This is a genomic window from Sedimentibacter sp. LTW-03 (assembly GCF_052059825.1).
Lineage (GTDB): Bacteria > Bacillota > Clostridia > Tissierellales > Sedimentibacteraceae > Sedimentibacter.
The window spans coordinates 156,106-180,347 of sequence record NZ_CP197180.1 but is presented as its reverse complement, the minus strand read 5'-3'; the positions used below and the strand labels follow the sequence as shown (position 1 = coordinate 180,347).

Below are 24,242 nucleotides of genomic sequence, written 5' to 3'. Positions count from 1 at the left end.
TCAGATTTCTGCATCATTAACTATTGAAAATTTTTCCTTGCCCGTAGACAATTTCATCGAGCACGATCAGTTCATCAAGCTTTGCAAGGCAGATACCGGATGAGGCAAGAATTGAAACTATGCCGGAAGGCACATCAGTAATATCTTCTTGGATATCTGCTTCTGCAACAGTAATTTCGCCGCTATCCTCATCGGCATAAGCTTCTAATTTAGCATCTGTCGGGATACCAGCTTCCTCCAGGATATAGTCTGGAATACGAACATCTCCGCTTCCATCCAGTAAGCTCTGGCAAAGCTCGCACTGAGCTACCCAGCTTTCCGGTGTATTATGACAGCTCGTAGCTTCACAATCACTTTTGTTATCTGAATCTTCACATGGTTGTAAATCTCCGCAGTTATTGCAAAAACCACAGGCCTGTGCCAGTATCACTGTAAGGTCGGAAGCAAGTGTGCTTAGGATATTTATTACCTTTGTAAGTTCCAGCACTGTCATTTTGCCGTCTAAAATCACACAGACATTTTCACCAGTTACGACATCAAGTACCTCAGCATCAGCAAGGGATGTTCCCTCCAGCATTTCGTCAAGGATATCTTTTTCTGCTATTTTCTCGCTTTGATTTTTCTTCATAGATATATTCCTCCATTAAATTATTGCCCTTAGATTGAAACTGTCTTATTCCTCATCCGATGTAAAACCGGGCGCTCTTATATCGAACAGATTCATCTGTGCCGGGATGCTTAAGCCTCGCTCCTGCATATCGTAATTAGCTATGAGAATTTCAGGAAACTGGGAACCCCCGTCATAACGCTGTTTGATATTATTGATGCGGGTATAAGCATCAATTTGAATACCCGGTGCATTGTAGAGTTCTCTGATAAATTCACAATCATTGTAGGAAAGCAGGAATTTACCTTGGGCTTTCATCAGAGAATCCCTTAAACGAATGTGGTCTTTTTCTGTAAATCCGTCCTCCCCGACATTTTTGTAATAGCCTTCAGTTTCAAAATACGGCGGGTCGCAATAGAAAAAACTCACTGGGCGATCATACTGCCTGATGAGCTTTTCAAAGTCCTTGTTTTCAATCACCACCTTCGCAAGCCTGCGATGTGCCTGCTCTATCAGCGGAAAATTGCTCCAAATATCGTGGGGCTGGCTGCCGAAACTGGTTAGCCCCGAAGCATAGCTATAGCGAATTTGCTGATAGAACCATGCCGCTTTTTGTACATCGGAGACAGGGCTGTCACGGGCAAGACAGTTTTTTATATAGTCAAAATCTTCTCTGGAGTTGAGGCAATACCGCAGTGCATCCATCAGCTCATTTGGTTTTTCCCTTACACAGCGATAAAGGTTGACCAGCAGGCTATTATAATCGTTGTATACTTCAAAATCATTACCGGGATTTTTATGAAAGAGTATCCAACCCGCACCGCCGAACACTTCGATATAGCGTTCGTAGTATAGGGGAAAAAGACTTACAATCAATTCACGAAGTGACTTTTTCCCGCCTATCCAGGACATGAAGCTATTCAGAGTCCTCACCCCCCTCCATAAAGGGCAGGCGGGTCTGTGCCTTGTCAAAATTTGAAAGAGAGCGGTTCAATCCACGAATAGCGGCACTGATACCGGCAATCCTGCGCCTCATATGGCGGATGGTGGCTCGCAGTTCGCTTTCAGTTTTTGCATAGTAATAGCCGCTTTGGTCGCTGGCAATGGGGGTTGCTTCACGGCGCAGGATATTGATAATGTCTCGGAGTTCCTTGCCATTTACACAAAATAACTTCTCAAGCTCTCGGCTTAGGATTGCATTTTCCTTACCGAGATGATGGGCTTTGAGATATTCTGCAAGCTGGTCTTTGTCCATTCTTGCCTCCTTTCCGACCGCTTGCCCGAAAGAAAAACAAGATAGAGTAAAAAAAGCAAGACCGCTTTCTTTGGGGAAAACGGCCTTGTTTTTTTGATTGATATATGAAAAACACCGGATGTTATACCAGTGTCGTTTCGTTTTTATTTACTTACTGATAGATGAGCTTTCTTAATTTAAAGTAAAAAACATTACTGAGTTGAAATTTAGTAATGCCTTTTGGTCATTATTCATATAGGTTTATAATTTCAAGGTTTTCTCTTTCTGCCATGCGGACAGTCTGTGCTGTGCCGCTTCTGGCTTGCCCGTTCCAGTAACATATAATCCTATTGCTGCGTTCTACCATATACTGATTTCGATGAGCATAACATCGGCTGTTGTAATTGGTATTTAAGATAATGACATCATCGCATTTAGGCATGATTTCATAATATAGTTCATGATCTGAAAGCGAGTACCTCACTGCCTGTTCTTCAAAGGGGATTACGGCAATCAGCCGAATATACCGTGGATTGTTAAAGTCAATCACTGTTTTCTTTTTAATCACTTCCTCCGCTGCCATAAGGTCCCACCCGTAGGCACCTCCAAATAAAAAGGTGTTGTAGCCATCTTGTATTGCTTTTTCAATTTCCTCTGACAGCTTTATTCTCAAATGTTTCAAGGCATCTCCTTTTGGAAGCTTTTCACTTCGATGCCCGGTAAAGCATACTGTTTTTTCTCTGATAAGTCTCCGGTTCACATTTCATCCTCCAGTCATATTGCTCATTTTGCATATTGATATACTCCATACACAGTATAAGCAACATGACTGTCACAGTCAACTTATAGGGATATACTTTATATTGATAATATCCATATTTGGAAGGAGTGATATTTATAGAACGTTTAAAACAGCTAAGGGAAGCTAAAAACCTGACACAGCTTCGCCTTGCAATGGAGCTTAATGTGTCGCAGGAAACCATCAGCGGCTACGAGATCGGAAAAGCGGTACCGCCTGCGGAAATGCTTGTGAAGCTCGCTGATACCCTTGATACTTCGGTGGACTATATTCTTGGTAGAACCGACATAAAATCCACGCTTCGGGCTTCTGAACTAAGTGAGCAGGAGGCGGAAATACTTACAATCCTACGCAAACAGCCGGAGGATAAAAGAATTTTTGTTTTTGATTTGATAAAGGGACTTGAAAAATAGGGAAGCGGCAGGGTGTTTTGCATCTTGCCGTTTTTCCTATTTCATCGTTAAACCCATGCCTTGTTCTTCTTCCGGTTCAATAACTGAAAAGCTATCCTCGCCAACAATAACACCAAGGCTGCGCCCATTTTCGAAGCTGCAGTGCAGTGTACCGATATCATCCACAAAATCTACTATCCCTTCAATACCAGGCGGAATTGGTGCATAGGGATCGGACATAGATTCCATACGGATTTTAGTACCTGGTGGAAATTTTTCTTTAATTCTTTCAACCTGTTGTCTTGTAGGAAATCCATTCATTTCACATACCTTCAAACTTCATTTCATATTTTTGTTCTGTAATTCCCATTTCTTCAGCGGTTTTCAGGCTCCAATCATGAGAGTTCCAAAGACTTACATATACCTCCTTGCCGTTACACTTAATTTCACGCTGCTCGAGGCCTTCTCCAAAGCCGTCAGAGCATTGACCCTCGATGGCTTCCTTAATTTTTATAAGCTCTCCTTGATTTAAGGGTGCATTAAGAGTAAGAACTGCAACTCCCATCAGCTCTCCATCAATTACTTCTACATCAAACAGATACTTTTGTACTTTTGCATTCACCGTATCGGGCTGATCATAGTAATCCATCATGCCACGCTTTTCATCATCCAAACGATGATTTATAATAGCAGTTCTTATTTCATCTTCATAGGAACTTAGTTCTTCAGAATACACATCTATTTCATAATCTACCTGATAAAGATCCCCATAGTCATTTTCATCCTGATAGGTAACAGCCCTAAGAGGCATATACAGTTTAAGCTCCTGCGGTTCGTGCAGCTCTTTAATTTTAAGCCCGATATTTTTATTCAAAATTCCCTGCATTTCCAGGTCATATCCGTGGTAAAGTAGATAACCTTTAGAAGTAAATGCCCCGGTTTCACGGCTGATTTTGTCCTGCCCATAGGATTTAAAGTCGATGTAGTCCTCCAAATTTTTGTCATATTCAAAGCGACCGCTTTCGCAAATCATATATCTGCCGTATTGCTCCAGAGTGTGGATATCGGGAAAACTTTCAAACTCATACATACAGCCTGCCAGCGTTTTAAGTTCCTCTCCTTTAGTGATTTTTACAAAGGCTGCAAGTTCAGATAAAGATATAACCTCACGCTGTCCCATCTCCTTAAAAATTTCGGCAAATTGGTTGAGGGCATATAGGTCTGACTGATCTTTAACTGCCATATCTGCAAGGTTATCAGGTATATTGTGTTCTTCTACCTGCCAGTGGATTTCTTCAAGACTCTTTGCGCCTAATCGCTCTAAAGCCTTGTTCATCTCACTCTGCTCCATAGGCAGATAAAGATATTCGCTACGATTTTGAGCACTCAGAAGCAGTGTAATAGGAGTATTCTCATATTGGTAATAGGGAAAGTTTCTGCCGTCATAGGTCTGTACAATCTCATTGCTGTTTCTATACACCACTCCATATGGTGTTATCACAGGATTAGGGTTTTCTGCAATCATGCTTTCAAAGTATTTTCGTCCGTCAAGGCTCTCTAATTCCTCTGTGCTGACTGCCATTTGCTCCGTTAGGTATATCTGCCTGCCTACGGCATTTAAGTCGCTAAAATCGGCTACAAGGCTGTAACAATGGGTATTAAAACTGAGGTTAATAAGCTCCGTCATTGTTTCAGCTTTTTCGGCATAAGCAGCTGCATAAAAGGTTGCAAGCTCCTTTTGATCGAAGCTGTCCAATCGCTTCATCAGGAAGTTTAACTCATCAAGATTTACTGTTTTATCAGAGAGCAGGGTCGACAACCTTTCATTGTTATGGACGCTGCCGATTTTAATCTCTGTTTTTGTAGTATTGGCGACACCAAGACTGTCGCATAAAATCTGCAGTTCTTTTTCCTTACTGGGATAAGTAAGGTTTTGATAATTGTTTTCATGCATACATTGAATCATTGCTCGCATATCTTTTTCCTCCTTTGATTAATTTTTTGCATATCGGTTCTTAGGCAATCTCCTTCACGGCTATAACATAAAAAGCCGTGGGATGCATAAGGGCATTCTCCACAGCTTTTAAAGGGGCCAACAAGGCGAGGGGGCGGATCAGGCTTGCCGGTACTTGTAAGGCTTTCAGAATCGTAACAGGCAAATTTTCTATTTCGTTTGTATTTTACAAGCATATCGTGTCCTTTCTGAAAACAAAAAAGCCGGAGAGTTAGAGTGCAATGATGCACTTTAACTCTTCGGCTATATATGTTTTTCTATAGTTATTTTATTTTATAATTCCTTTTATCATAAAATGATTTTGCATCATTTTGAGGGCTATATCTGAAAAATCACCTTCTGCATCAGTATTTTTCGCTGAAAAAGGGGTCTAAAATCGTGCATTTTTAACCCCTTTTTCTACTCATTTTTTACCCCTAAACCACTACATGTAGTGGTCAAACTCTATATTTTGTCTTTTGAACCACTACGCTGCATCAGAATCACGCATTCAACGTGCTCCGTACCCGGGAACATATCAACAGGTATTGCTGTCTTGGCTTCGTAGCCTCTTTTTGTGAGATAGGCTAAATCCCTCTCTAATGTTACGGGATTGCAGGAAATGTAGACTATCTTTTTGGGATTGATTGAAATCATCGAATCTAAGAACTGCTCTGTGCTGCCTGACCTTGGAGGATCTAGGAATACAACGTCAGCTGATTGCTTTTCGCTGGCCATCTGATTCATGAATTCGCCGGCGTCACAGTTGTAAAAAAATATATTTTTTGATTTATTTCTTTTTGCATTTGTTATAGCATCCCTGAAAGCATCTCTGTTAAGTTCGACTCCAAGTACTTTTTTGGCATGGTCTTCTGCTATTATTCCGATTGTGCCTATTCCGCAATAGGCGTCTATTACAGTTTCACTTCCCTTAAGCTCCGCAAGCTCGATTGCCTTTCCATAAAGAATTTCTGTCTGGACAGGGTTAATCTGATAAAATGACTTCGGTGAAATTCTGAAAACTTTTCCGCACAGAGTATCCTCTATGAATCCTCTGCCGTACAGCACCTGTTCTCTTTCTCCCAGTATCATGCTTGTTTTTTTATTGTTAACATTCATTACTATTGTTGTAATTTCAGGATGTTTTTTTAAGAGCGCTTTAATAAAATTATTCTTTGAAGGGAATATGTGTGAGGCAAGCACCAACACAACCATTATTTCTCCGCTTTCATGTCCCGTTCTAATCAGAACATGGCGCAGAAGTCCTACTCTTGTGTCTTCGTTGTATGCTTTAATTTTAAATGATTTAAGCATTCCTCTGATTGTAACTATAATATTATCTGCTCTCTGATCTTCAATCAGGCAGCTGTCTACGGGAACAACTTTGTGTGTTCCGGATTCATAAACTCCCGAAATAATATTTCCTTTTTTATCAGTATCAAATACTGCATGAACTTTGTTCCGGTAATAATACGGATTTTCCATTCCGACAATTTCTTCAACCTTGCAGTATTTATCGAGAAGGATATTTACTCCCTTCTGCTTTTCTTCAAGCTGTTTTTCATAACTATAGTGCTGCATCTGACAACCGCCGCATCTTTTCATAACCGGACAGCTCAGCATATCTTTAGTATTATTTTTTTCTTTTTGCATAAAACTCCTTATTTCAATACTTAAAAAACTAATAATTTTCAATATATTTTAAATTTAATCTTTTAGATTAAAGCAATAGTCCAATCTGATTAGCTTTTTCCCGTTGGGCAAATTTTCTTCTGTTCTATAAGATAAGTTATAATCAATTTTCTTCATGGAAAGTGATATTTCTTTTTCGTCAATGCAAAAATGCACTTTTTCTAATTTTTTTAATTCAGTCATATATGGAGAATCCGACACAAAGCCGTCATCTTCATTAACCTGAATAATTACCGAAACATATTTCGGTTTTATTTTTCTGATTGTTGATGCAAATATCTCACAGCCGACGTATTCTACAAATAAATCCGCAATTACAATATCTGCTTTTGGCAGCTCACAAAATTCATTTGTTATATCTGCCCTTATCGGAACGAATAAATCTTCCAAAACCGGATATCTTTCTTTACATATTTTTAAATAGTCTTCGTTTATATCTACTCCGTATATTACATTTATTCTATCTCTGTCAACATGATTTAATCCGTTACCGCCTGCAACTCCAAGAATTAATACTGATGATACATCATAATCATTAAGCTGGCCCCACATCATTTTATTCAATGTCTGCAACTGATAAACCGATTCCAGTTTCATATGATTTTCATAATCACTCAAATTGATTTCTTCCCATGGATTCATAGAATTCCCCTTAATATAAAATAAATTCTGCTATCTCATATATATCAACCGTACAATATCAGCAAATCCGCCCGGAATTTTAACTGTTTCCCTCAAATGAATAAAAGCTGTAACAAAATTACCTTTGTAACATAGTATATGTGCAGTATCGGGAACATATAAAGCACGGTATGTCTTCCATAAAATAAAGGATATCTCAAATTAATATGTAATAAATATACAAATATCATAAATTTAAAAGATTCAAAAATTGATACTTTACATACACGAGAAACAATTTTAACTTACTTTCAAAAAAATATCTCTGATTTTTTGTTGGAATTCCGCAATTTAATATTTTCAGCAAGCAGACGTAAGTTTATAACAATATGCGCATAATAATAAAATAATGCAGGACGTATTACTAAATATAATCGATTAATCTATTTACTGCCGTAGCTTTCAAAATGAACTTTTGAAAAGTCAGCGTCATCTTCTTCATAGGGCTTTTTCAACTCATTTTTGTATCCTAGGGCAAGGATATCCAGAACGCCATATTTATCAGGTATGTTCAGTACTTTTCTGACTTCTTTTTCAGAATCGTCTGAACAGCTGCGTCGCTTCCGCATTTGAATCCATACTGAGCCCAGCCCCATACTTTCAGCCTGAAGCTGCATGAAGGCCGTAGCTATCGAAGCATCTTCTACCCATACATCGCTTTTTTCGGCATCTCCTATAACTACTATTGCACATGGTGCTGTATCAAGTCCGTTGCTTCCTTTGTCCTTGCAGAATTTCAGCCTGCTTAAAGTCTCTCTGTCTTCAACAACGACAAATTCAACAGGTCTCTTATTTTTTGACGTAGGAGCAAGAAGACCTGCTCTTAGAATATCCTTTACAGCTTCTTCACTTAATTTTTCTTCCTTAAAACTGCGAATACTTCTTCTCTCTTTTATTAATTCCAGCAATTTTTAACTCCTCACTTCACCTTATTTTAAATTACAATTTTTATTGAGCTGACATCCATTTTTTCACAGCCCATTTCTGTGATTTAAAAAACAGCTTGCTCTCCGATTCTTCTATTGGAATCCATTTGAATACATGGTCCATTTCAATTGGATTAACTGTTTTTTCACCTATTTCGCCTTCGTAGTAATACTGAATGGGATGGAAATATCCTCTTTTTTCGCGTGTTATGTATTCCTCCGCAGAGCATATATATTTTTTAACGGTTACAATATGTCCTATTTCTTCTATGGCTTCTCTTTTTATACAGTCAGCATGGCTTTCGTCCGTATTTATTCCTCCTCCTATAAGGAAATATCCTTTAGGAGTTTCTACAACGGCCATTTTCCCGTTCTTAACAGAAATAAGATATGCCCCTGCTCTGTCATTATAGCTAACATCGGATAATTTTTCACCAAATGTGATCTCAATCATGCGTTTACCTCTGCTGAATTAATTTTCGATTCTTATATATAGTATTATAGCATTATGAATTTAAAATTAAAATTTAAAATTTAAACTTCTTGCTAATATCCGTGCTGTCCTTCCAAGGACTCATCATTATTGATCCACTCTTCAATATTAACAACTCGGTAAGTATCCTTTGTATCCCTGATATAAACATTTTCAATGCCAGCGTTAATAATCATCCTCTTGCACATAGAGCAACTGCTTGCATTTTTAACATATTCATTTGTTTCATTTTCTATTCCTGTTAAATATAAAGAACTTCCTATCATCTTGTCTCTGGAAGCACTTATAATGGCATTTGCCTCCGCATGAACACTTCTGCAAAGCTCATAACGCTCACCTCTGGGAATATTAAGCTTTTGTCTGATGCACACTCCTAAATCATTGCAATTTTTTCTTCCTCTCGGTGCACCTGTGTAACCAGTAGCCAAAACCTCATCGTTTTTTACAATAACAGCTCCAAATCTCCTTCTAAGGCATGTCCCTCTCTGCGAAACAACCTCTGCCAAATCTAAGTAATAATTAACCTTGTCTCTTCTATCCATACTTTTACCTTCTAAACTTTTTTTAAAATTTAACATATTTTAATCAAATAATCAAATAATTTTTCTATTATTATAAAGTACATATCACAATCCCTCCACAAAAAATGCACCGTAATTATTAACGGTACATTTTTATAAAGGGAGAAAAAAATGCTATTTTGGAACGTACAGTGATTCAACTATTTTTATTATCTCTTCTCTACTTTCATAACCACATACTAAGTGCACATAGTTGTCGTCATTGACTATTATTGTTGTCAAGCCTTTTTTTGAATATATGATTCCTTCCATTCCCTTAATCATTATTCTGTCAGTTGTTGTTCCTTCCGTATCCACAGACATGCTGACTCCCAAAGTGTATTGTTCAACAAATATGAACTGATCCATTTCATTTGTATACATGAAATGATGCATCATAGTCATTTTTTCTTCGCTTTCTTCCTTTAAAGTATAACCTTCAGGAATATATCCCGGAACATATAAGTCCTTAATTTTTCTGGGAGTATCAATATTTTCTTCATTATCAAATAATATTTCAGAAAACTCCGTATAAATTTTTTCTGTAAGCCTTATTAACGGGGCCCTGAATGCTTCAACACTAAGCGTTGCCATATATATAAATATTATCAGAGATGCTGCAATAATGCTTCTCCTTATTGTAAACTGTCTTATATTTACATACTTTATTTTTGCTTTTTTAATGACAGACTCCATATTTTTTTCAAACTCAAGCGAAAAACTGTGAATCTCATTTATGCCGCTATCAGGAAACATTGAATCAAGCTCCCTTTCCATTGAAACTTCTAGTGCTTCTTTTAATCTCTCTTCGGACATGTCAGATCACCTCTTTAATACTTTCAGCCAATTTCTTTCGCCCTCTTTGAAGCCTTTTTTTTACCGTTTCATTCGAAATATTTATAAGTTTTGATATTTCCCTAGTATTTAAGTCCTCAACATATGATAAATAAAGCACATCCTTATAGATAACAGGTAAACATGTAATTTGATTAACTATAAGATCAAATGAAATTTTAGACAAAACCTCATCCTCTAATACAGATTCATCCGCAATATACTCTCCCATACCCTCAATTTCCTCGGAAAGCTTCTGTTTCTTCAGCATATTCAGAGAAATATTTCTTACTATAATAACAACATACCTCCTGGTTCGTGGACAGGCCACATCAGATATATTTTTCAAACTTTTAGCTATATTTATAAATGCATCGTGAACCGCATCTTCCGAAAGAAAATCATCATTCAAAATACTTTTAGCTATATAAAACATAAGCTGCCTGTAATTGCTGTATACTTGTTCAAATTTACTTTTTTCTTCCTGAGTTTCTAATAGGGTTAAATATACGAACATCGATTACCTCTTAATCCCGGCTTTATTTGCAGCATACTCTTCAAATTTTTCCTACCTAATGACAATTCCCTTAGAAGTTCCTGTCTTGTATAATTTGACGCTGGTATGCCGTCATCAATTTGAAATCCCAGTACATCCTTCCATATAATTGCGGCTCTGCAGATGGGATCCAAACTTAATAAAGCCTTTTGAATATTATTTATATCTTCATTCGTATTATAGCATACATTTTGTGTGTTCAGGTATATGTCAATTAATTCAATTACAGTTGATTTAAATGTTCTTTCCGTTACTTGATTATTTGAAATCACCTCTTTGGCAGATCTGGAAATTGCCAAAGAGGATGCTTCGCATGCATCTTTTTCTTTGCCTGTCAGCATATATGCCGCAGAATACACCTTTTTCAGGTACAATTCATTTTCCATTTGTCGCTCTCCATACCCTTCTTATGAAAAAGAATTTTATTAATGTAATTTGTCATTATAATAAATATTATTTAGTTAAATTACATCTATAATATATAAACAATTTGAAATTGGTTTTGGGGACAGAAATTATAAAATTTTTTTAAAAAATTTTTATGTTCCGAAAAAAAACTTTTTGTCAAATAAAAAAGAAAGGTTTCATTTCCTTTCCTTATATATTTCACATCAAACAGCTGTTATTTATAATTGCTGCATTGTCATTATCGAATACACATGTACAAAAAACACCGCAATTTTTTAAATTGCACCGCTCGCCAATGTGCATTTAGTTGTGACAAACGCTTCTTGATATTATTCGTACTTACGTATATAATATAAAGTGTAAAAAAGCGAAAGGACGGTTAGCATATGGAATATATATCTGCTTCGGAAGCTGCGAAAAAATGGGGTATTTCAAAACGTCGGGTACAGAAACTTTGCGAGGAAAACCGAATACCCGGTGTTGCAAAGTTTAGCTATATGTGGTTGATACCCAAAGACGCAAAAAAGCCAGTTGATGGGCGTCGAAAGGAAAATAGTATAGGAAAGGAATGAGTATAGATGGCAATTATTTTGATTGCTGAAGATGAAAAAAATATGCAAGATATTATTGTTGAGTATATGAAGCGTGGAGGTCACTCGTGCATTACGGCAGATGATGGCATAGACGCTGTTACGATTTTGAAAAACACCCCCGTCGATTTAGCGATTTTAGATATTACAATGCCACATTTGGACGGCTTTTCCGTTTGTAAGATAGCAAGAGAAATGTATAATCTTCCCATCATCTTTTTAACGGCAAAGGAAAGTGAGGAAGATAGATTAAAGGGATATGACTATGGAGCAGATGATTACATGACAAAGCCATTCAGTCCAAAGGTTTTATTGGCAAAAGTTAATGCCTTGCTTCGCCGTTCTTTGCCGGGAACACCACAAGATATTTTAACTGTCGGAAACCTTGTGTTACTGCCATCGTCACACAACGTTACCGTTGCAGGGAACGACATTGATTTAACCCATAAAGAATTTGAACTGTTGCGCTTTTTTATGCAGAACAAAAATCAAGTGTTCTCCCGTGAACAGTTATTAAATCGTATTTGGGGCTATGATTTTGAGGGGAACACACGAACTGTAGATACCCACATTAAAACCCTGCGTCAAAAATTAGGAGCAGAGGGGCGTTATATTGTCACACTGATACGTTCCGGTTATAAGTTTGAGGTATGATTATGAAAAAAATAATTGAATGGTTTCGGTTAAATACCGTTAGGAAAAAGGTCTTTTTTCTTTCAAAATTAACAGGTGGCGTTATTATTTTGTTTTATGTGTTTACTTCCGAATTGCCGACAAGCCGGAGCATGTCCTTTGCAATTTGGCTGATACTGTTAATAGCGGTTATAACTGGCGTTAATGTTATGCTTGGACGCTTTATTTCAAAGCCGCTTAGTGAAATCAACCACACAGCCGGGCAAATGGCAAAACTGGATTTCTCGGCACATTGTAATATTTGTACAGATGACGAATTTGGAGAGATTTCGCAAAACTTAAACACTATGTTTTCTAATCTTCAAGAAACACTTGAAAAACTGGAAACTGCAAACAAACAGCTTGAAAAAGATATCATTCAAGAGCATTTATTACTAACGCAGAGAAAAGAATTGGTTGACAGCTTATCCCACGAAATGAAAACACCCCTCGGCGTTGTCCGTGCCTATGTGGAGGGGTTAAAAGAGGAAACAGACGAACAGAAAAAGCAACAGTATATGGATGTTATTTTAGCTGCAACAGACCGTATGAACACTATGATAGTATCTCTGCTTGATTTGTCTGCCTTGGAAGCCGGAGCTGCAAAACTGAACGAAGAACGCTTTGATTTTATTGAGTTGGTGGAAACAGTCGCCGGACGGTTATTGATAGACACGCCTAATGCAAGTTATCAGTTCACCTATGAATTGCCGGATAAAAAGACTTTTCTTTATGCAGATAAGCACCGTATGGAACAGGTGCTTAACAACCTAATATTGAATGCGAAAAATCATACTTGCGACGGTGATAAAATCCATTTATCCGTTACCTGCCATGAAAACAAAGTGAGGTTTTCTATCTTTAATCAAGGTGTACCAATACCTACGCAGGATATAGCTAAAGTTTGGATAAAATTCTACCGTGGGAAAAGCACACAAAATAAAGCGACCGGGTCTGGTCTTGGCCTTTCAATTGTAACTCAAATTCTTTCCATGTATCATACAGATTACGGCGTTCAAAATCTGCCGGACGGTGTTGAATTTTACTTTGATTTTCCCACAATAGCATAACCCTATAACAAAAACGCCTTGCTTTCTTAAATGGAGCAAGGCGTTTTTATTTCACACCGATTTCACAACTGCCGCACTTCAATTTCACCGCATTGTTATAAACTGACCCTATCAAACATACAGGAGGTAAACAAATATGTTTTTAGGAATGGAATGGTATTGGTGGCTGATAATTGTTGTTGTCATAGCTCTGTCTATCCCTTTCAAGATAAAGTTTATGAAATGGTGGAGCAAACGTCAGCAGGAGCAAAAAGAAAATCGCAAAGATAAATGGGGTGGCGAGGAATGATTGCTGTAGAAAACTTGATTTTTTCCTATCAGGCTCAAAAACAAATTCTGCATGGCTTAAATTTTTCAGTGCCTAATGGTGAAATATTCGGCTTTTTAGGACCGAATGGCTCGGGTAAATCTACAACACAAAAAATCTTAACCGGTATTCTGCATGGATATGGAGGAAATGTAAGGCTATTTGGAAAACCTTTAGACAAGGGGCAAATGGATTTCAAAGAAAAAATCGGTGTATTATTTGAGTTTCCCTATCTCTATACCAATTTAAGCGCACTCGACAATCTAAACTATTTTGCGTCGTTTTACCCCTTAGACAAGCGGCGCAACATAGACGAGTTGTTAGATATGTTGGAGTTTAAGAAAGACTTTGTAAAAAAACCCGTGTCCTCTTATTCCAAAGGAATGCGGCAGCGTGTTAGTATGGCAAGAGCTTTGTTGAATAACCCTAGCCTTTTGTTTTTGGACGAGCCGACCAGCGGACTTGACCCGCGGGGGGCGGTACTGTTTCGGCGTATCATTGAGGAAGAAAGAAAAAAAGGTACAACGGTTTTCCTTACTACTCATAACATGATGGACGCAGACTTGCTATGTGACAGGGTTGCTTTCATTGCGGACGGTAAAATTAAAGTAATAGACACACCCAAAAAGTTAAAACAGAAAAACAGCACTCATCAAGTCGAGATTGACTACTTGTATAAAGGAAAACGCAGTACAGCCGTCATTGAAATGCCGGAGCTAAAGGAGGGTATTTCAATTCCGTATGATGAAATTATCAGTATTCATTCCAAAGAACCAACGCTTGAGGATATGTTTATTCAATATACCGGGAGGGGGTTGGTGTAATGTGGAAAGGCTTTCTTGCTTTACTAAAAAAGGATTTTAAGTTAATGTTGTCAAGCAAGTTTCTTCTGCTTGCGCTCGGCTCTCTTATTCTTTACTCTTGCTACATTAACTTTATCTATGTAGGTTTAGACCAGGAAATTTACCCGGTATATCTTTACGACCCGCTTCATACGCAACGTGTTATATCTTCTGAAATAATAAGTGTTGATAATTTGGAGGAATTGCAGATAAAAAGCGGGGACGGTTACGCTGTCGGTATCTACGCTTCAAGCGGAACGCCGAAAATCATCATGGTTTCATCAGGTGTACGCAGTACAGACCAATACCGGGCGGCATATGCACTATCTTTGTTATCTCCATCAACCTCTGCCAAAGCAGAAATAATAGGTGAAAATAACAAAGAATTGAAAAACCGCAGGGAAATCACTTGTGAATTTCTGTTTTTTGAATTGACGGCGGTTGGTTTTTTAGGGCTTGCTTCTATGTTGTTCAAAGAAAAACAGATGGGAATTATTCGTGTACATGGGATATTACCCGTTAGTAAAACAGCATTTATCATATCAAAACTTTGCTTATTTCTAATAGCCGATATTGTATTTGCGATATTATTGACCGTTATAAACTTGGGCGTTTCTGTCGGGTTATTGACATTACCCGCAGTTGTACTGCAAGCGGGTATACTGTCTTTGATTATGGCGTTAGTTGGTTTTTTCTGCGCCGTACTGTTACCCGACTTCAAACAATTTTCATTACTATATCTCGTATTAGCTGTTTTCATCACAACACCTGTTTTTCTTGCAGGACAGACAGGGATTGCATGGGACTTTATAAAATATCACCCCATGTATCATCTGTTTATGGCAATAAAAAATGCCTATTTTAATACACCATCTGTAAACGGCATTTATTACACAATCTGCGGATTGGCAATCGTGCTGTTATTCCTGCTTGTGCGCCGGATGCTTATCCGTGAAATGGCAAAGGAGGGATAACGTGAAAGGTTTGAAGTATCAACTTAAAAACATACGTCAAGATAAATTATGTATTTTGACTTTTCTACTTCCGATTATTGTGGGATTGGCGATTTCCCTGCTTTCGGGGGTGAGTTTTTCATCTATAAATGAAACTGCCTTTTATGTTGTAGAAAATGACCTATCTTATGATACCACACAGTGGCTACAAGAGAATGGTAGAATTACCGCATTCCCCGATATAGTTTCTTTGGAAAGTGCTATAAATAACCCCTCGACACAAGGGATTGGAGTGTTACAAGATGGAATGGGGATAAAAACGCTGTTATCGGGCGACGAATTACAAATAAATACTGTAATTGGCAATACGCTCCCCGACCTTTACACAGAAAGAAACAATGTGGATTTATCCGCAATAACTATTATCCCTACTGAAAATAATGATGACGTTTTAATATCACTATTCATTGTGATAACAATGGTTACTGCCATGTTCATGGGCTGTACGTTTAATGCCATGAGTATTATCGGAGAGAAAGAAGATGGCATTTCGTTTATTAACGAAGTTTTACCTATGACGAAAAAGGAGTATATCATTCAAAAAATTGCTTTAGGATTTGCGGGCGGTGTCCTCTCTACGATTTTGACAGCTATCGTCTGTATAAAGATTACAGCCAGTCAAGCTATGCCTTTACTGCTGTTGATTATTCTGTCTGCTTTTGTGGCAGCGTTAGTGGGACTGTTCATAGGATACCTTTCAAGTGGGCTTATGATAGGCATTATATATATCAAAGTTGTAATGATTTTGTTCCTTGCTCCACCTATTTTGTTTTATTTGGCTGTTCCGTCAGATAGTTTGCTTTATGCCTTATCCTATTTGTTACCATCAAGTGCAACTTTTTATGGGTTGATGGATGTATTAAACGGTCAGCCACAAAGAGTTGGAGTAAATATCATCATATTATTTGTACATTGTTTTGTATGGCTGTTGTTGTTTTTTGTCATAACGCACAAAAAACTGAAATAGGGTAGCTGCCATGCAGTGTGCAGAAAGGCCACATATAATTTTGATATGTGCCCTTTCTCTTTGCCTTCCTAATCAAAGTCTGATATTATTTAGTAAAGAGTTTGTATTCAACAGCGGGAGAATATGGGACAGCACTGTAATAGTTGCAGGTTTCAATGTGCAATACTGTTTTGCAAAATGTGTAAAACCGATATTATTGCTAAGTGTTATCGTCTTTGGAGAGGTATTCTCCTTTCGCACGGAACACCTGTCTGGCATTTGCCGCATCCATATCTGGGCTTATATTTTTCGGCTGTATAATCGAGAAAATCCGAGCATATTCTATGTATCTTTCCTTTTTCAAGGGATATGGCTCCTGCCGGACACCTCTTAACACATGCACCGCACATGGTGCAGTATTGATAAATATCGCTGTACTTTCTTTCAGTAGGTTCTAAAGGCATATCTGTAATTAAGCTGCCAATTCTCCCTGCCATTCCTTTCTCTGTAATTATCCCCTTTGATAGTCCGAAAGTTCCGAGGCCGCATATAAATGCCACGTGCCTTTCCGACCAGTTGCTGGAAAACAAATGACCTTTATCATCTTCCTTAGTAGTGTAAAACCTTTTATCCAAAGACGGTGAAAGACTTCGAAATCCATCTTCGATGATTTTCGAATTGAGATACCTGCAAAACTCTGCTACAAATCTCTGTCCCTCTATTCTTCCGTGCAGCCATTGATTCGAAATTACATCCTTATTTCCTCTGTTACTTTTGATTACTTCTTCGGAAAATGGCATGAAAAATGAAACAACAGTTACAGCACCGGTAAGCCATTCTTCAGGGAGCATAAAATGTTCTCCTATAACAGACTGGTTTTTTAAGTTCCAAAACTCCTCGTCTTTAGATGAAGCAAATCCAAACAAAGGATTATCAAACAGCCTCATTCCGGAAAGCTCCGGAACAATGGCTTCTTTTTCATCAACAAAATTAGAATGAGATTTATTAAAAAAATCGTATGAAAGTTTCTCTATTTCTTCTTTATTCATTTCTTTGCTCCTTATAGTGGTGTATACTACCTGAAACACTTGCAAATATGGACGCTTTGACGTTACTCGCAGTGTTATATTAATATAGTTAGGCTACAGCATAAGTGTTAGTCCTACACCAACTTCATTTATGCGGATTCTCTCATTCAGTTTTGCTTTTGCCCTAAAAGATACACAGTGGCAGGGGTATATGTTATCTATTTTATTGCTTTCAAAAAATTCTATTGTCTTCAATAGTTGCTCATCTATATCAAACAGATGGAATCCTCCAATAATACCGGTAATTCTCGTATCACAGCAAACTCTTTTAGCATATTCGACAATATTACATATACCGCTGTGCGAGCATCCTGTTATAATAAACAATCCCTTTTCGTTTTTGTATACAATTGCCGAATCATCTGCAAGTCTGTCATCTTTCCATTCTCCATCATTGCTGTACATTCCTATTTTCTTCCGTTCTTCATAGTCATATATATTCGGTATTTCTCCTAAAAATACAATGTTGTCACTGATCTGCAACGGTGAAGACGTTAATTTTAACCTACACATACCTTTCATTTGCTCCGAATTAAACGGTGCACCAATATTATCTTTTTCATACATTTTACTGTTAAAACACAGCGGGTGCGCAACAACTGCTACATCTTTGAGATCTGTATGATCTGCCATATATCTTAATCCTCTTGTATGGTCATTATGGCCATGCGAAAATACAATTGTATCAACCAGCTTTAAATCAATATCCATTTTCTTTGCGTTTTGAATAAAAATATCCGAATACCCCAGATCAAAAAGTATCTTTGTTCCATTATCCTCTATATAGTAGCACACAGCCGGTTCTCCCAGAAAATATTCGTCAATATATGTATTATTGTCAACCAATACCTTTAATTTCATTTCAGTTATCTCCTTATCATGAAATTTTACACTGTTCTGAAAACTTTTCTGTCGGTACAATTATAAAGACGGTTCTTCTGAAACACTCTGCTGCCATCAAAAGAACCGTCATATTACCTATAACTATTTATATTGTGCGAAATATAATTATATCAGTCCACAATATATTCTTCGCCATATTTTAGTGCTCCTACACCTTTAAATAACACGTCTGAAACTAATATCCCAGTTACAGCAATTTTCCCTTTAAATACTTTGCCTTTTTTGCATACAAACTCAAACTCTGACGGTTTATTACTATTAAACAGGTCAAGCAGCGGTCCGTAATCTTCTATATCTTGCATTGAGCCTTCCCATTCTCTAAGGCCTTCCTGTTCCGATACTCTTATAAACCCTAAGGGAAATTTTACATTCTTGTTAGTTTCTGCATGCTTTGCACTTGTTACTATCTCTTCCAAAATTATCATGGTATTTTCCTCCTTGCTTAATTTGTGATTATTATATCACGGAAAATATTTGCATACAACATTGTATTTTAAAAACACCTCTTATTTTATTCGTTCCCATATGGATAATTCTTTGCAAATATCAACCATTAGAATATTAATGCCATGAATGTCCAAAAATGTACAATTGTTTGTTTTTGGACAGTTTTGTTTTATGCCATTTTCAGCGCATAACCAAATCTTTTGATATTTTTTGTACAATTTTCATACATCCTCTATGAAGAAAATTATAATTCAAATGTTCTTTGTCGCAATTTATACTACCGGCATATATCATTGAAATAATTATTTTGTTGAAATAACAAGCTTTTAAAATATTAAAATAAACTTTGGCACACAACTTGCTTATTATATAGGCAGATTTAGTTAATTAAATAACAATTTTAAAGAATGGGAGCGATATTGTGAACAATACAATTAAATTATTGCTAAAACAAGGAATCGGCGGTCCCTCGGAACCAATCGTCAAAGCAGGCGATACCGTCAAAAAAGGAACCCTTCTTGCCGTCCCGAAAGGTTTGGGCTCAAATCTGCATTCAAGTGTATACGGAACAATAGCAGAAATTACAGAAAATTGCATAACAATCCATGCAGATGATAACCAGCCCGATGAATTTGAAAAAATTTCTTGCAACGGCAGCATAGCTGACATAGTTAAAGAAGCAGGAATTATAGGAATGGGTGGAGCCGGTTTTCCCTCTAACGTAAAGCTGGAAACGGATTTAAGCGGAGGAGTGATAATTGCTAACGGTGTTGAATGTGAACCTCTTCTCAAACACAACATAAGGCAAATCACGGAAAATCCTGAGGTAATTTACAGAGGAATACTCTATGCCATGAAGGCTGCTAATGCTAAGAGAGGAATTTTAGCCATAAAGAGAAAAAATGCAGAAGCAGTCAATTCTTTCAAAGCAGTAATTAAGCCTCATGATAACATAGAAATCGCAGAACTGGAAGACCTGTACCCGATGGGAGAAGAACGTGCCATTGTAAGAGAAGTTTTAGGAGAATTGCTTAAAACTGATCAGTTGCCTTCAGCAGCAGGTGCAGTAATATTAAATGTCGAAACATTATCAAGAATTACGGAGGCTGTTGAATTGCACAAGCCTGTAGTTTCAAAAAATATTACTGTTGTAGGAAAACTTAAAAGCGGAAAAGATTCCAAAACTTTTTTAGATGTCCCCATAGGAGCCTCTGTATCATCTTTGATTGAAATGGCTGGAGGGATTGACGGTGAATTTGGAGAAATAATTATGGGCGGCCCGTTTACAGGTCATTCGACTACTCTTGATTCACCTATAACAAAAACCTCCGGCGGAATTATAGCTACAATGGAATTTCTAAAAGCAAAAGGAAAACTTGGATTGCTTGTATGTGCATGCGGAGCAAATGAAGACAGGCTGCGCGAAATAGCAGAAAAAATGAATGGAGATGTAGTTGCTGTGGAAAGATGCAAGCAAGCTGTTGAAAGCCGCGGCGCATTGAAGTGTGAAAACCCCGGCAATTGCCCAGGACAGGCAGAAAAAATAATGAAACTGAAAAAAGCCGGTGCCGAAAGCCTTCTTATCAGCAATTGCAGCGATTGTACAAATACAGTAATGTGTGTGGCTCCAAAATTGAAAATGCCTGTCTACCACTGCACCGACCATGTTATGAGAACAGTTGGGCACCGTCTCATAAGAAGATTGCCGTAAGTGAATATTTAAGGTTTACCCTTTTATATAAATATAAATCAGGAAGGAGACATATTATGTCAATTACTAAGGAACTGGCTGAACAGCTGAAAGATTCTCCGGCGGTTGTATGCTGCCGAACTACACAAGGAACTGCAATCAGCCCCTCTGATCTCGAAGATCCTAATATCTTCCCTGAAATGGAAGAATCCGGACTTATTACAATTACCGCCGACACTTTAAAAATCGGCCAGGTAATAGGCGCAACGCTTAAGCGTGATGTTGATGGTCTTACATCTCTGACCGCAGAAATGATGGAAGGCATAGTTGAAGCTAATAGTGCTTCAGAAGAAAAATCAATTACTGAAAAACCAATCAGTAAAGGAGGAAATGTCAAAGTGGATAAAGGTATGTTGCATATTGAAGCAGATCAAATTAACGGATTAAAATTGAGCCTTCCATTAGGTTCATTAGGAAGCAAATTTGAAAATTTTTCAGAATCTGCATGTGAACCTGAAAAAGTTGAAAATCAAGTGGTTGGAACTCTTGTAAAAAGAGAATTTTCTGTAAAGGAAGTTAAGCTGGGAGAAAAAACTTCTTTTGAGCACGGCATTCTCACCATAAGAAAAAATTTGGCTAAAGAAGCTGTAGCAGCCACTCCCCTTGTTAAAAAAATGGAAATAGATATTATAACTCCCGATAAAAGACATGTGTATTCTGATACAATAATGGATGTTACTCCTGTTGCAACAAAGGCTGAAGGAGATTTGGGAAGCGGAACTACACATATATTGAATGACATGGTATTTATGCTTACAGGAGTTGACGAGGCCGGAGTACAAATACATGAATTCGGTTCTTGTGAAGGCTATCTTGATGAAAAAATCACCTATGGAATGCCGGGATGCCCAGATCAAAATGATATTATAGTAAGAGCTCATGTAACTATTCAAGAACTTACGGGAATGGAAAGAAGAGGACCTTACGCTGCTCATAAAGCTTGTGACTTAGTTATTCAGGAAATAAGAGAAGTCCTTAAATCAACTCCTGCCTCCGAAGCAGTAAAGGTTGAAACATGCGAACAAGTAAAAAGGAACGGAAGACCAAGAGTTCTCCTGGTTAAGGAAATTATGGGACAAGGTGCAATGCATGACAATGTAATGCTTCCAACAGAGCCTGCAGGCGTAGCAGGAGGAAAACAGAACGTTGATTTAGGTAATGTACCTATAATCTTATCTGTAAATGAAGTTCGTGACGGAGGAATACACGCACTTACTTGTATAGGCCCTGCATCGAAAGAAGATACGAGACATTATTTCAGGGAACCTGTATTGGAAGCTCTGGCAGCCGATGAAGAGCTGGATCTTGTAGGAGTTGCATTCATAGGAAGCCCTCAGGTAAATGATGAAAAGATGTTTGTTTCAAAGAGATTAGGTGCATTGGCTGACACAATGAAAATAGATGGAGCAATTGTTACTACAGAAGGATTCGGAAACAACCATATAGACTTTACTCAAAACATAGAGGAAATAGGTAAACGCGGAATAAAGGTTGTTGGAATTACCTATGCTGCTTACCAGGGTCAGCTCGTTGTAGGAAATAAATACACAGATGCAATGATAGAAGTTAACAAGGATAAAGACGGTATGGAATCAGAAATACTGGGCCAGAACACCATTGACAAAAATGATGCTAAACGTGCAGTTGTAATGCTTAAAAACAGGATTGCAGGAGTTCCCATTGCACCTGCGGACAGAAAATGGAATCAGTCAGTTATAGATGAAAATCAAAGACTGGTTAATTCGATTCAGCTATGATTTCAGCAAAAGATGTATCTCTTACCCCGAAGCTTCTAACAGGTAAAATTGTAGACATTTCAGAAATGTGCGTAAAAATCGAGCTTAAAGGAAAAATGGGAATCGTAAATTTGCCGCTCAGGTGCATAATTACTGATAAACCCCTAGAGCTTGATGCAGAAGCAGAATTATATATAAGCTATATACGAGTTTTATAAAATAAAGGAGGAAAATATCATGAAACTTACCACAATAGAAGGAATGAAATCCGAAGTTTTCGCACCAACGACACCTGCTCCTGTTTGGACACCGCTAAAAAAGCCGCTGAGTGAATGCAAAGTAGGGTTTGCTACTGCAGGCGGAATTCATATGAAAACTCAAAAACCTTTCAACACTGCCGGTGACAATACATTTAGGGAAATACCTATAGACACACCGTCAAAAGAACTTATGGTTACTCACGGCGGGTTTGACAACAGCGATATAAACAAGGACGTTAATGCAATGCTTCCTATCGACAGACTTCACGAGCTTAAAAAAGAAGGATTTATCAAAGATCTCTCTCCAATACTGATAGGATTCATGGGCGGCGGCGGAAATGTCGAAAAATTCAGAAACGAAACAGGCCCTGCAATCGCAAAAAAATTTAAGGATGCAGGCGTTGACATAGTTCTTTTAACAGGCGGATGCGGTACCTGCCACCGCTCAGCAACCATCGTCCAAAGAGCAATTGAATCAGTTGGTATATCAACCATAATAATAGCAGCACTTCCGCCTATAGCTAAGCAGCAGGGTGCTCCCCGTATAGCGGCGGCACATGTGCCCATCGGCTCCAATGCAGGCGAACCGAATAACATAGAAATGCAGACTTCCATACTGAAAGATTCTCTGAATCTTGTAGCAACCATGAAGGAATTCGGCGAAATGAAAATGCTTCCTTACGAATACAGACACAACGTATAATACAAAATTTTGGCGCAGAGCCGGTCGGATTTTCCGGCTGTGCTCCGCGCTTTATTTTTATATGGGCATGCGTATTGAATATTGCGCATATAAGTCCCGGAAAGGTGAATTATGGGAATAGGTCCGTCAAGCAAAGAAACAACTCTTCATCATTTTAACGACCCGGTAACTGAAAGGCTTAGAAACGAACCCGGTATTGATTTTCCGGGCATAATTCTTCAGGGAACTCCGGAGGTATACGGAAACAAAAAATTTATTGCAGAAATGACCGGCTGCTGGTGTCAGGCAATGAGAGCTCACGGAGCAATAGTATCAATTGACAGCTGGGGCAACAGCCATGTAGACTTCACTTCTGTAATAGAAGCGATAGGGAAAAAAGGAATTCCTGTTGTGGGAATAAGCTTTGTGGGAAATCAAGCATCCTTTGTAGTTACAAATCAATACATGGATACAATCATAGATTTAAATAAAAACACCAGTGGAATTGAAACCTGCATTGTCGGTCAAAATACGACATCCTATGAAGACGCAATGAAGGCAGTTGAAATACTTAAGAATAAAATCTTTAGAAAATATAATTTCACTCCATGTAATTTTGATGAACCGATTTTACAAAGAAGACTAATTCAGCGGTGTTTTCAAATTGATGAGGTCCAATTTTCAACAAGCCGAAAATAGTAAATAACAAGCTTCTTATAAATAATGCAAAAATTCAAAACATTCTAAAAAAGCACCCTGAA

Annotated in this window: 29 protein-coding genes and 1 pseudogene; 13 read left to right on the top strand and 17 right to left on the bottom strand. The window is 37.8% G+C overall.

Features of this window, described 5'->3' with window-relative positions; translation table 11 throughout:
- Positions 1-16 precede the first annotated feature (16 nt).
- The 4 genes from ACS3UD_RS00920 to ACS3UD_RS00905 form a co-directional block, all read right to left on the bottom strand.
- Entirely contained in the window at positions 17-628 is a 612-nt protein-coding gene (locus ACS3UD_RS00920) for a hypothetical protein (RefSeq protein WP_308138205.1), read from the bottom strand.
- 45 nt (positions 629-673) lie between these two features.
- Complete coding sequence (locus ACS3UD_RS00915) at positions 674-1,519, bottom strand: DNA adenine methylase (protein WP_308138206.1); 846 nt, start codon at positions 1,517-1,519, stop codon at positions 674-676.
- 4 nt (positions 1,520-1,523) lie between these two features.
- Positions 1,524-1,862 (bottom strand): hypothetical protein, encoded by a 339-nt coding sequence (locus ACS3UD_RS00910; RefSeq protein ID WP_291954771.1) that lies wholly within the window; start codon positions 1,860-1,862, stop codon positions 1,524-1,526.
- A 226-nt stretch (positions 1,863-2,088) separates the two neighbouring features.
- Positions 2,089-2,601, bottom strand: a complete 513-nt coding sequence (locus ACS3UD_RS00905; RefSeq protein WP_308138207.1) for an SLOG family protein — start codon at positions 2,599-2,601, stop codon at positions 2,089-2,091.
- Positions 2,602-2,729: 128 nt separating this feature from the next.
- Between ACS3UD_RS00905 and ACS3UD_RS00900 the strand changes: the two genes are divergently transcribed.
- On the top strand, positions 2,730-3,053 hold the full coding sequence (locus ACS3UD_RS00900; RefSeq protein WP_308140134.1) for a helix-turn-helix domain-containing protein: 324 nt from the start codon (positions 2,730-2,732) through the stop codon (positions 3,051-3,053).
- Positions 3,054-3,089: 36 nt separating this feature from the next.
- On the opposite strand, the gene ACS3UD_RS00895 is transcribed toward ACS3UD_RS00900, so the two are convergent.
- From ACS3UD_RS00895 to ACS3UD_RS00850, 10 genes are all read right to left on the bottom strand, one after another.
- The gene (locus ACS3UD_RS00895; RefSeq protein ID WP_308138208.1) at positions 3,090-3,368 is read right to left on the bottom strand and encodes a DUF4314 domain-containing protein; all 279 of its coding nucleotides are present in this window, start codon (positions 3,366-3,368) and stop codon (positions 3,090-3,092) included.
- The gene (locus tag ACS3UD_RS00890) at positions 3,355-5,007 is read right to left on the bottom strand and encodes an antirestriction protein ArdA (protein WP_308138209.1); all 1,653 of its coding nucleotides are present in this window, start codon (positions 5,005-5,007) and stop codon (positions 3,355-3,357) included. Before ACS3UD_RS00890 ends, ACS3UD_RS00895 begins: the two co-directional genes overlap by 14 nt.
- Before the next feature lie 483 nt (positions 5,008-5,490).
- Complete coding sequence (gene rlmD / locus ACS3UD_RS00885) at positions 5,491-6,678, bottom strand: 23S rRNA (uracil(1939)-C(5))-methyltransferase RlmD (RefSeq protein ID WP_308138210.1); 1,188 nt, start codon at positions 6,676-6,678, stop codon at positions 5,491-5,493.
- 54 nt (positions 6,679-6,732) lie between these two features.
- Positions 6,733-7,359: a methyltransferase type 11 gene (locus ACS3UD_RS00880; protein WP_308138211.1), complete on the bottom strand. Its 627-nt coding sequence runs from the start codon at positions 7,357-7,359 to the stop codon at positions 6,733-6,735.
- A gap of 422 nt (positions 7,360-7,781) precedes the next feature.
- The gene (locus ACS3UD_RS00875; RefSeq protein WP_308138212.1) at positions 7,782-8,306 is read right to left on the bottom strand and encodes a nitroreductase family protein; all 525 of its coding nucleotides are present in this window, start codon (positions 8,304-8,306) and stop codon (positions 7,782-7,784) included.
- 40 nt (positions 8,307-8,346) lie between these two features.
- Positions 8,347-8,778 (bottom strand): NUDIX domain-containing protein, encoded by a 432-nt coding sequence (locus ACS3UD_RS00870; RefSeq protein ID WP_308138213.1) that lies wholly within the window; start codon positions 8,776-8,778, stop codon positions 8,347-8,349.
- A gap of 92 nt (positions 8,779-8,870) precedes the next feature.
- Complete coding sequence (locus ACS3UD_RS00865) at positions 8,871-9,359, bottom strand: deoxycytidylate deaminase (protein ID WP_308138214.1); 489 nt, start codon at positions 9,357-9,359, stop codon at positions 8,871-8,873.
- A gap of 153 nt (positions 9,360-9,512) precedes the next feature.
- Entirely contained in the window at positions 9,513-10,193 is a 681-nt protein-coding gene (locus ACS3UD_RS00860) for a DUF4367 domain-containing protein (RefSeq protein WP_308138215.1), read from the bottom strand.
- Between the two features lies 1 nt (position 10,194).
- Entirely contained in the window at positions 10,195-10,728 is a 534-nt protein-coding gene (locus ACS3UD_RS00855) for an RNA polymerase sigma factor (protein ID WP_308138216.1), read from the bottom strand.
- A complete protein-coding gene (locus ACS3UD_RS00850) occupies positions 10,713-11,153 on the bottom strand; it encodes a hypothetical protein (RefSeq protein ID WP_308138217.1) in 441 nt (146 codons plus the stop codon). Before ACS3UD_RS00850 ends, ACS3UD_RS00855 begins: the two co-directional genes overlap by 16 nt.
- 408 nt (positions 11,154-11,561) lie before the next feature.
- Between ACS3UD_RS00850 and ACS3UD_RS00845 the strand changes: the two genes are divergently transcribed.
- The 7 genes from ACS3UD_RS00845 (at position 11,562) to ACS3UD_RS00815 (ending at position 16,636) form a co-directional block, all read left to right on the top strand.
- On the top strand, positions 11,562-11,747 hold the full coding sequence (locus ACS3UD_RS00845; RefSeq protein WP_308138218.1) for a helix-turn-helix domain-containing protein: 186 nt from the start codon (positions 11,562-11,564) through the stop codon (positions 11,745-11,747).
- A gap of 6 nt (positions 11,748-11,753) precedes the next feature.
- Positions 11,754-12,419: a response regulator transcription factor gene (locus tag ACS3UD_RS00840; protein ID WP_308138220.1), complete on the top strand. Its 666-nt coding sequence runs from the start codon at positions 11,754-11,756 to the stop codon at positions 12,417-12,419.
- A 2-nt stretch (positions 12,420-12,421) separates the two neighbouring features.
- Positions 12,422-13,507: a HAMP domain-containing sensor histidine kinase gene (locus ACS3UD_RS00835; RefSeq protein ID WP_308138222.1), complete on the top strand. Its 1,086-nt coding sequence runs from the start codon at positions 12,422-12,424 to the stop codon at positions 13,505-13,507.
- Positions 13,508-13,643: 136 nt separating this feature from the next.
- Complete coding sequence (locus ACS3UD_RS00830) at positions 13,644-13,796, top strand: hypothetical protein (RefSeq protein ID WP_308138223.1); 153 nt, start codon at positions 13,644-13,646, stop codon at positions 13,794-13,796.
- Positions 13,793-14,638, top strand: coding sequence for an ABC transporter ATP-binding protein (locus ACS3UD_RS00825; RefSeq protein ID WP_308138224.1), 846 nt, complete (start codon positions 13,793-13,795; stop codon positions 14,636-14,638). The genes ACS3UD_RS00830 and ACS3UD_RS00825 overlap by 4 nt, the downstream gene beginning before the upstream one ends.
- Positions 14,638-15,630 (top strand): ABC transporter permease, encoded by a 993-nt coding sequence (locus tag ACS3UD_RS00820; protein WP_308138225.1) that lies wholly within the window; start codon positions 14,638-14,640, stop codon positions 15,628-15,630. The genes ACS3UD_RS00825 and ACS3UD_RS00820 overlap by 1 nt, the downstream gene beginning before the upstream one ends.
- 1 nt (position 15,631) lies before the next feature.
- On the top strand, positions 15,632-16,636 hold the full coding sequence (locus ACS3UD_RS00815) for an ABC transporter permease (RefSeq protein ID WP_308138226.1): 1,005 nt from the start codon (positions 15,632-15,634) through the stop codon (positions 16,634-16,636).
- 206 nt (positions 16,637-16,842) lie between these two features.
- Here ACS3UD_RS00815 and ACS3UD_RS00810 read toward each other — a convergent pair whose 3' ends face one another.
- From ACS3UD_RS00810 to ACS3UD_RS00800, 3 genes are all read right to left on the bottom strand, one after another.
- Positions 16,843-17,664, bottom strand: a complete 822-nt coding sequence (locus tag ACS3UD_RS00810; RefSeq protein WP_308138227.1) for a 4Fe-4S binding protein — start codon at positions 17,662-17,664, stop codon at positions 16,843-16,845.
- A gap of 93 nt (positions 17,665-17,757) precedes the next feature.
- Positions 17,758-18,564 carry an MBL fold metallo-hydrolase gene (locus ACS3UD_RS00805; protein ID WP_308138228.1) on the bottom strand — a complete coding sequence of 269 codons (807 nt, stop codon included), beginning with the start codon at positions 18,562-18,564 and terminating at the stop codon, positions 17,758-17,760.
- 152 nt (positions 18,565-18,716) lie between these two features.
- A complete protein-coding gene (locus ACS3UD_RS00800) occupies positions 18,717-19,031 on the bottom strand; it encodes a hypothetical protein (RefSeq protein WP_213926390.1) in 315 nt (104 codons plus the stop codon).
- Positions 19,032-19,474: 443 nt separating this feature from the next.
- Between ACS3UD_RS00800 and prdC the strand changes: the two genes are divergently transcribed.
- The 5 genes and pseudogenes from prdC to ACS3UD_RS00775 all read left to right on the top strand — a co-directional run.
- On the top strand, positions 19,475-20,764 hold the full coding sequence (gene prdC, locus ACS3UD_RS00795; protein WP_308138229.1) for a proline reductase-associated electron transfer protein PrdC: 1,290 nt from the start codon (positions 19,475-19,477) through the stop codon (positions 20,762-20,764).
- A gap of 56 nt (positions 20,765-20,820) precedes the next feature.
- The gene (gene prdA, locus ACS3UD_RS00790; RefSeq protein WP_308138230.1) at positions 20,821-22,560 is read left to right on the top strand and encodes a D-proline reductase (dithiol) proprotein PrdA; all 1,740 of its coding nucleotides are present in this window, start codon (positions 20,821-20,823) and stop codon (positions 22,558-22,560) included.
- On the top strand, positions 22,557-22,757 hold the full coding sequence (locus tag ACS3UD_RS00785; RefSeq protein ID WP_213926393.1) for a CBO2463/CBO2479 domain-containing protein: 201 nt from the start codon (positions 22,557-22,559) through the stop codon (positions 22,755-22,757). The genes prdA and ACS3UD_RS00785 overlap by 4 nt, the downstream gene beginning before the upstream one ends.
- Positions 22,758-22,776: 19 nt before the next feature.
- Complete coding sequence (gene prdB / locus ACS3UD_RS00780) at positions 22,777-23,502, top strand: D-proline reductase (dithiol) protein PrdB (protein WP_213926394.1); 726 nt, start codon at positions 22,777-22,779, stop codon at positions 23,500-23,502.
- A gap of 111 nt (positions 23,503-23,613) precedes the next feature.
- Positions 23,614-24,081, top strand: a pseudogene (locus ACS3UD_RS00775) (glycine/sarcosine/betaine reductase component B subunit); the annotation flags it as partial.
- Positions 24,082-24,242: the final 161 nt, after the last annotated feature.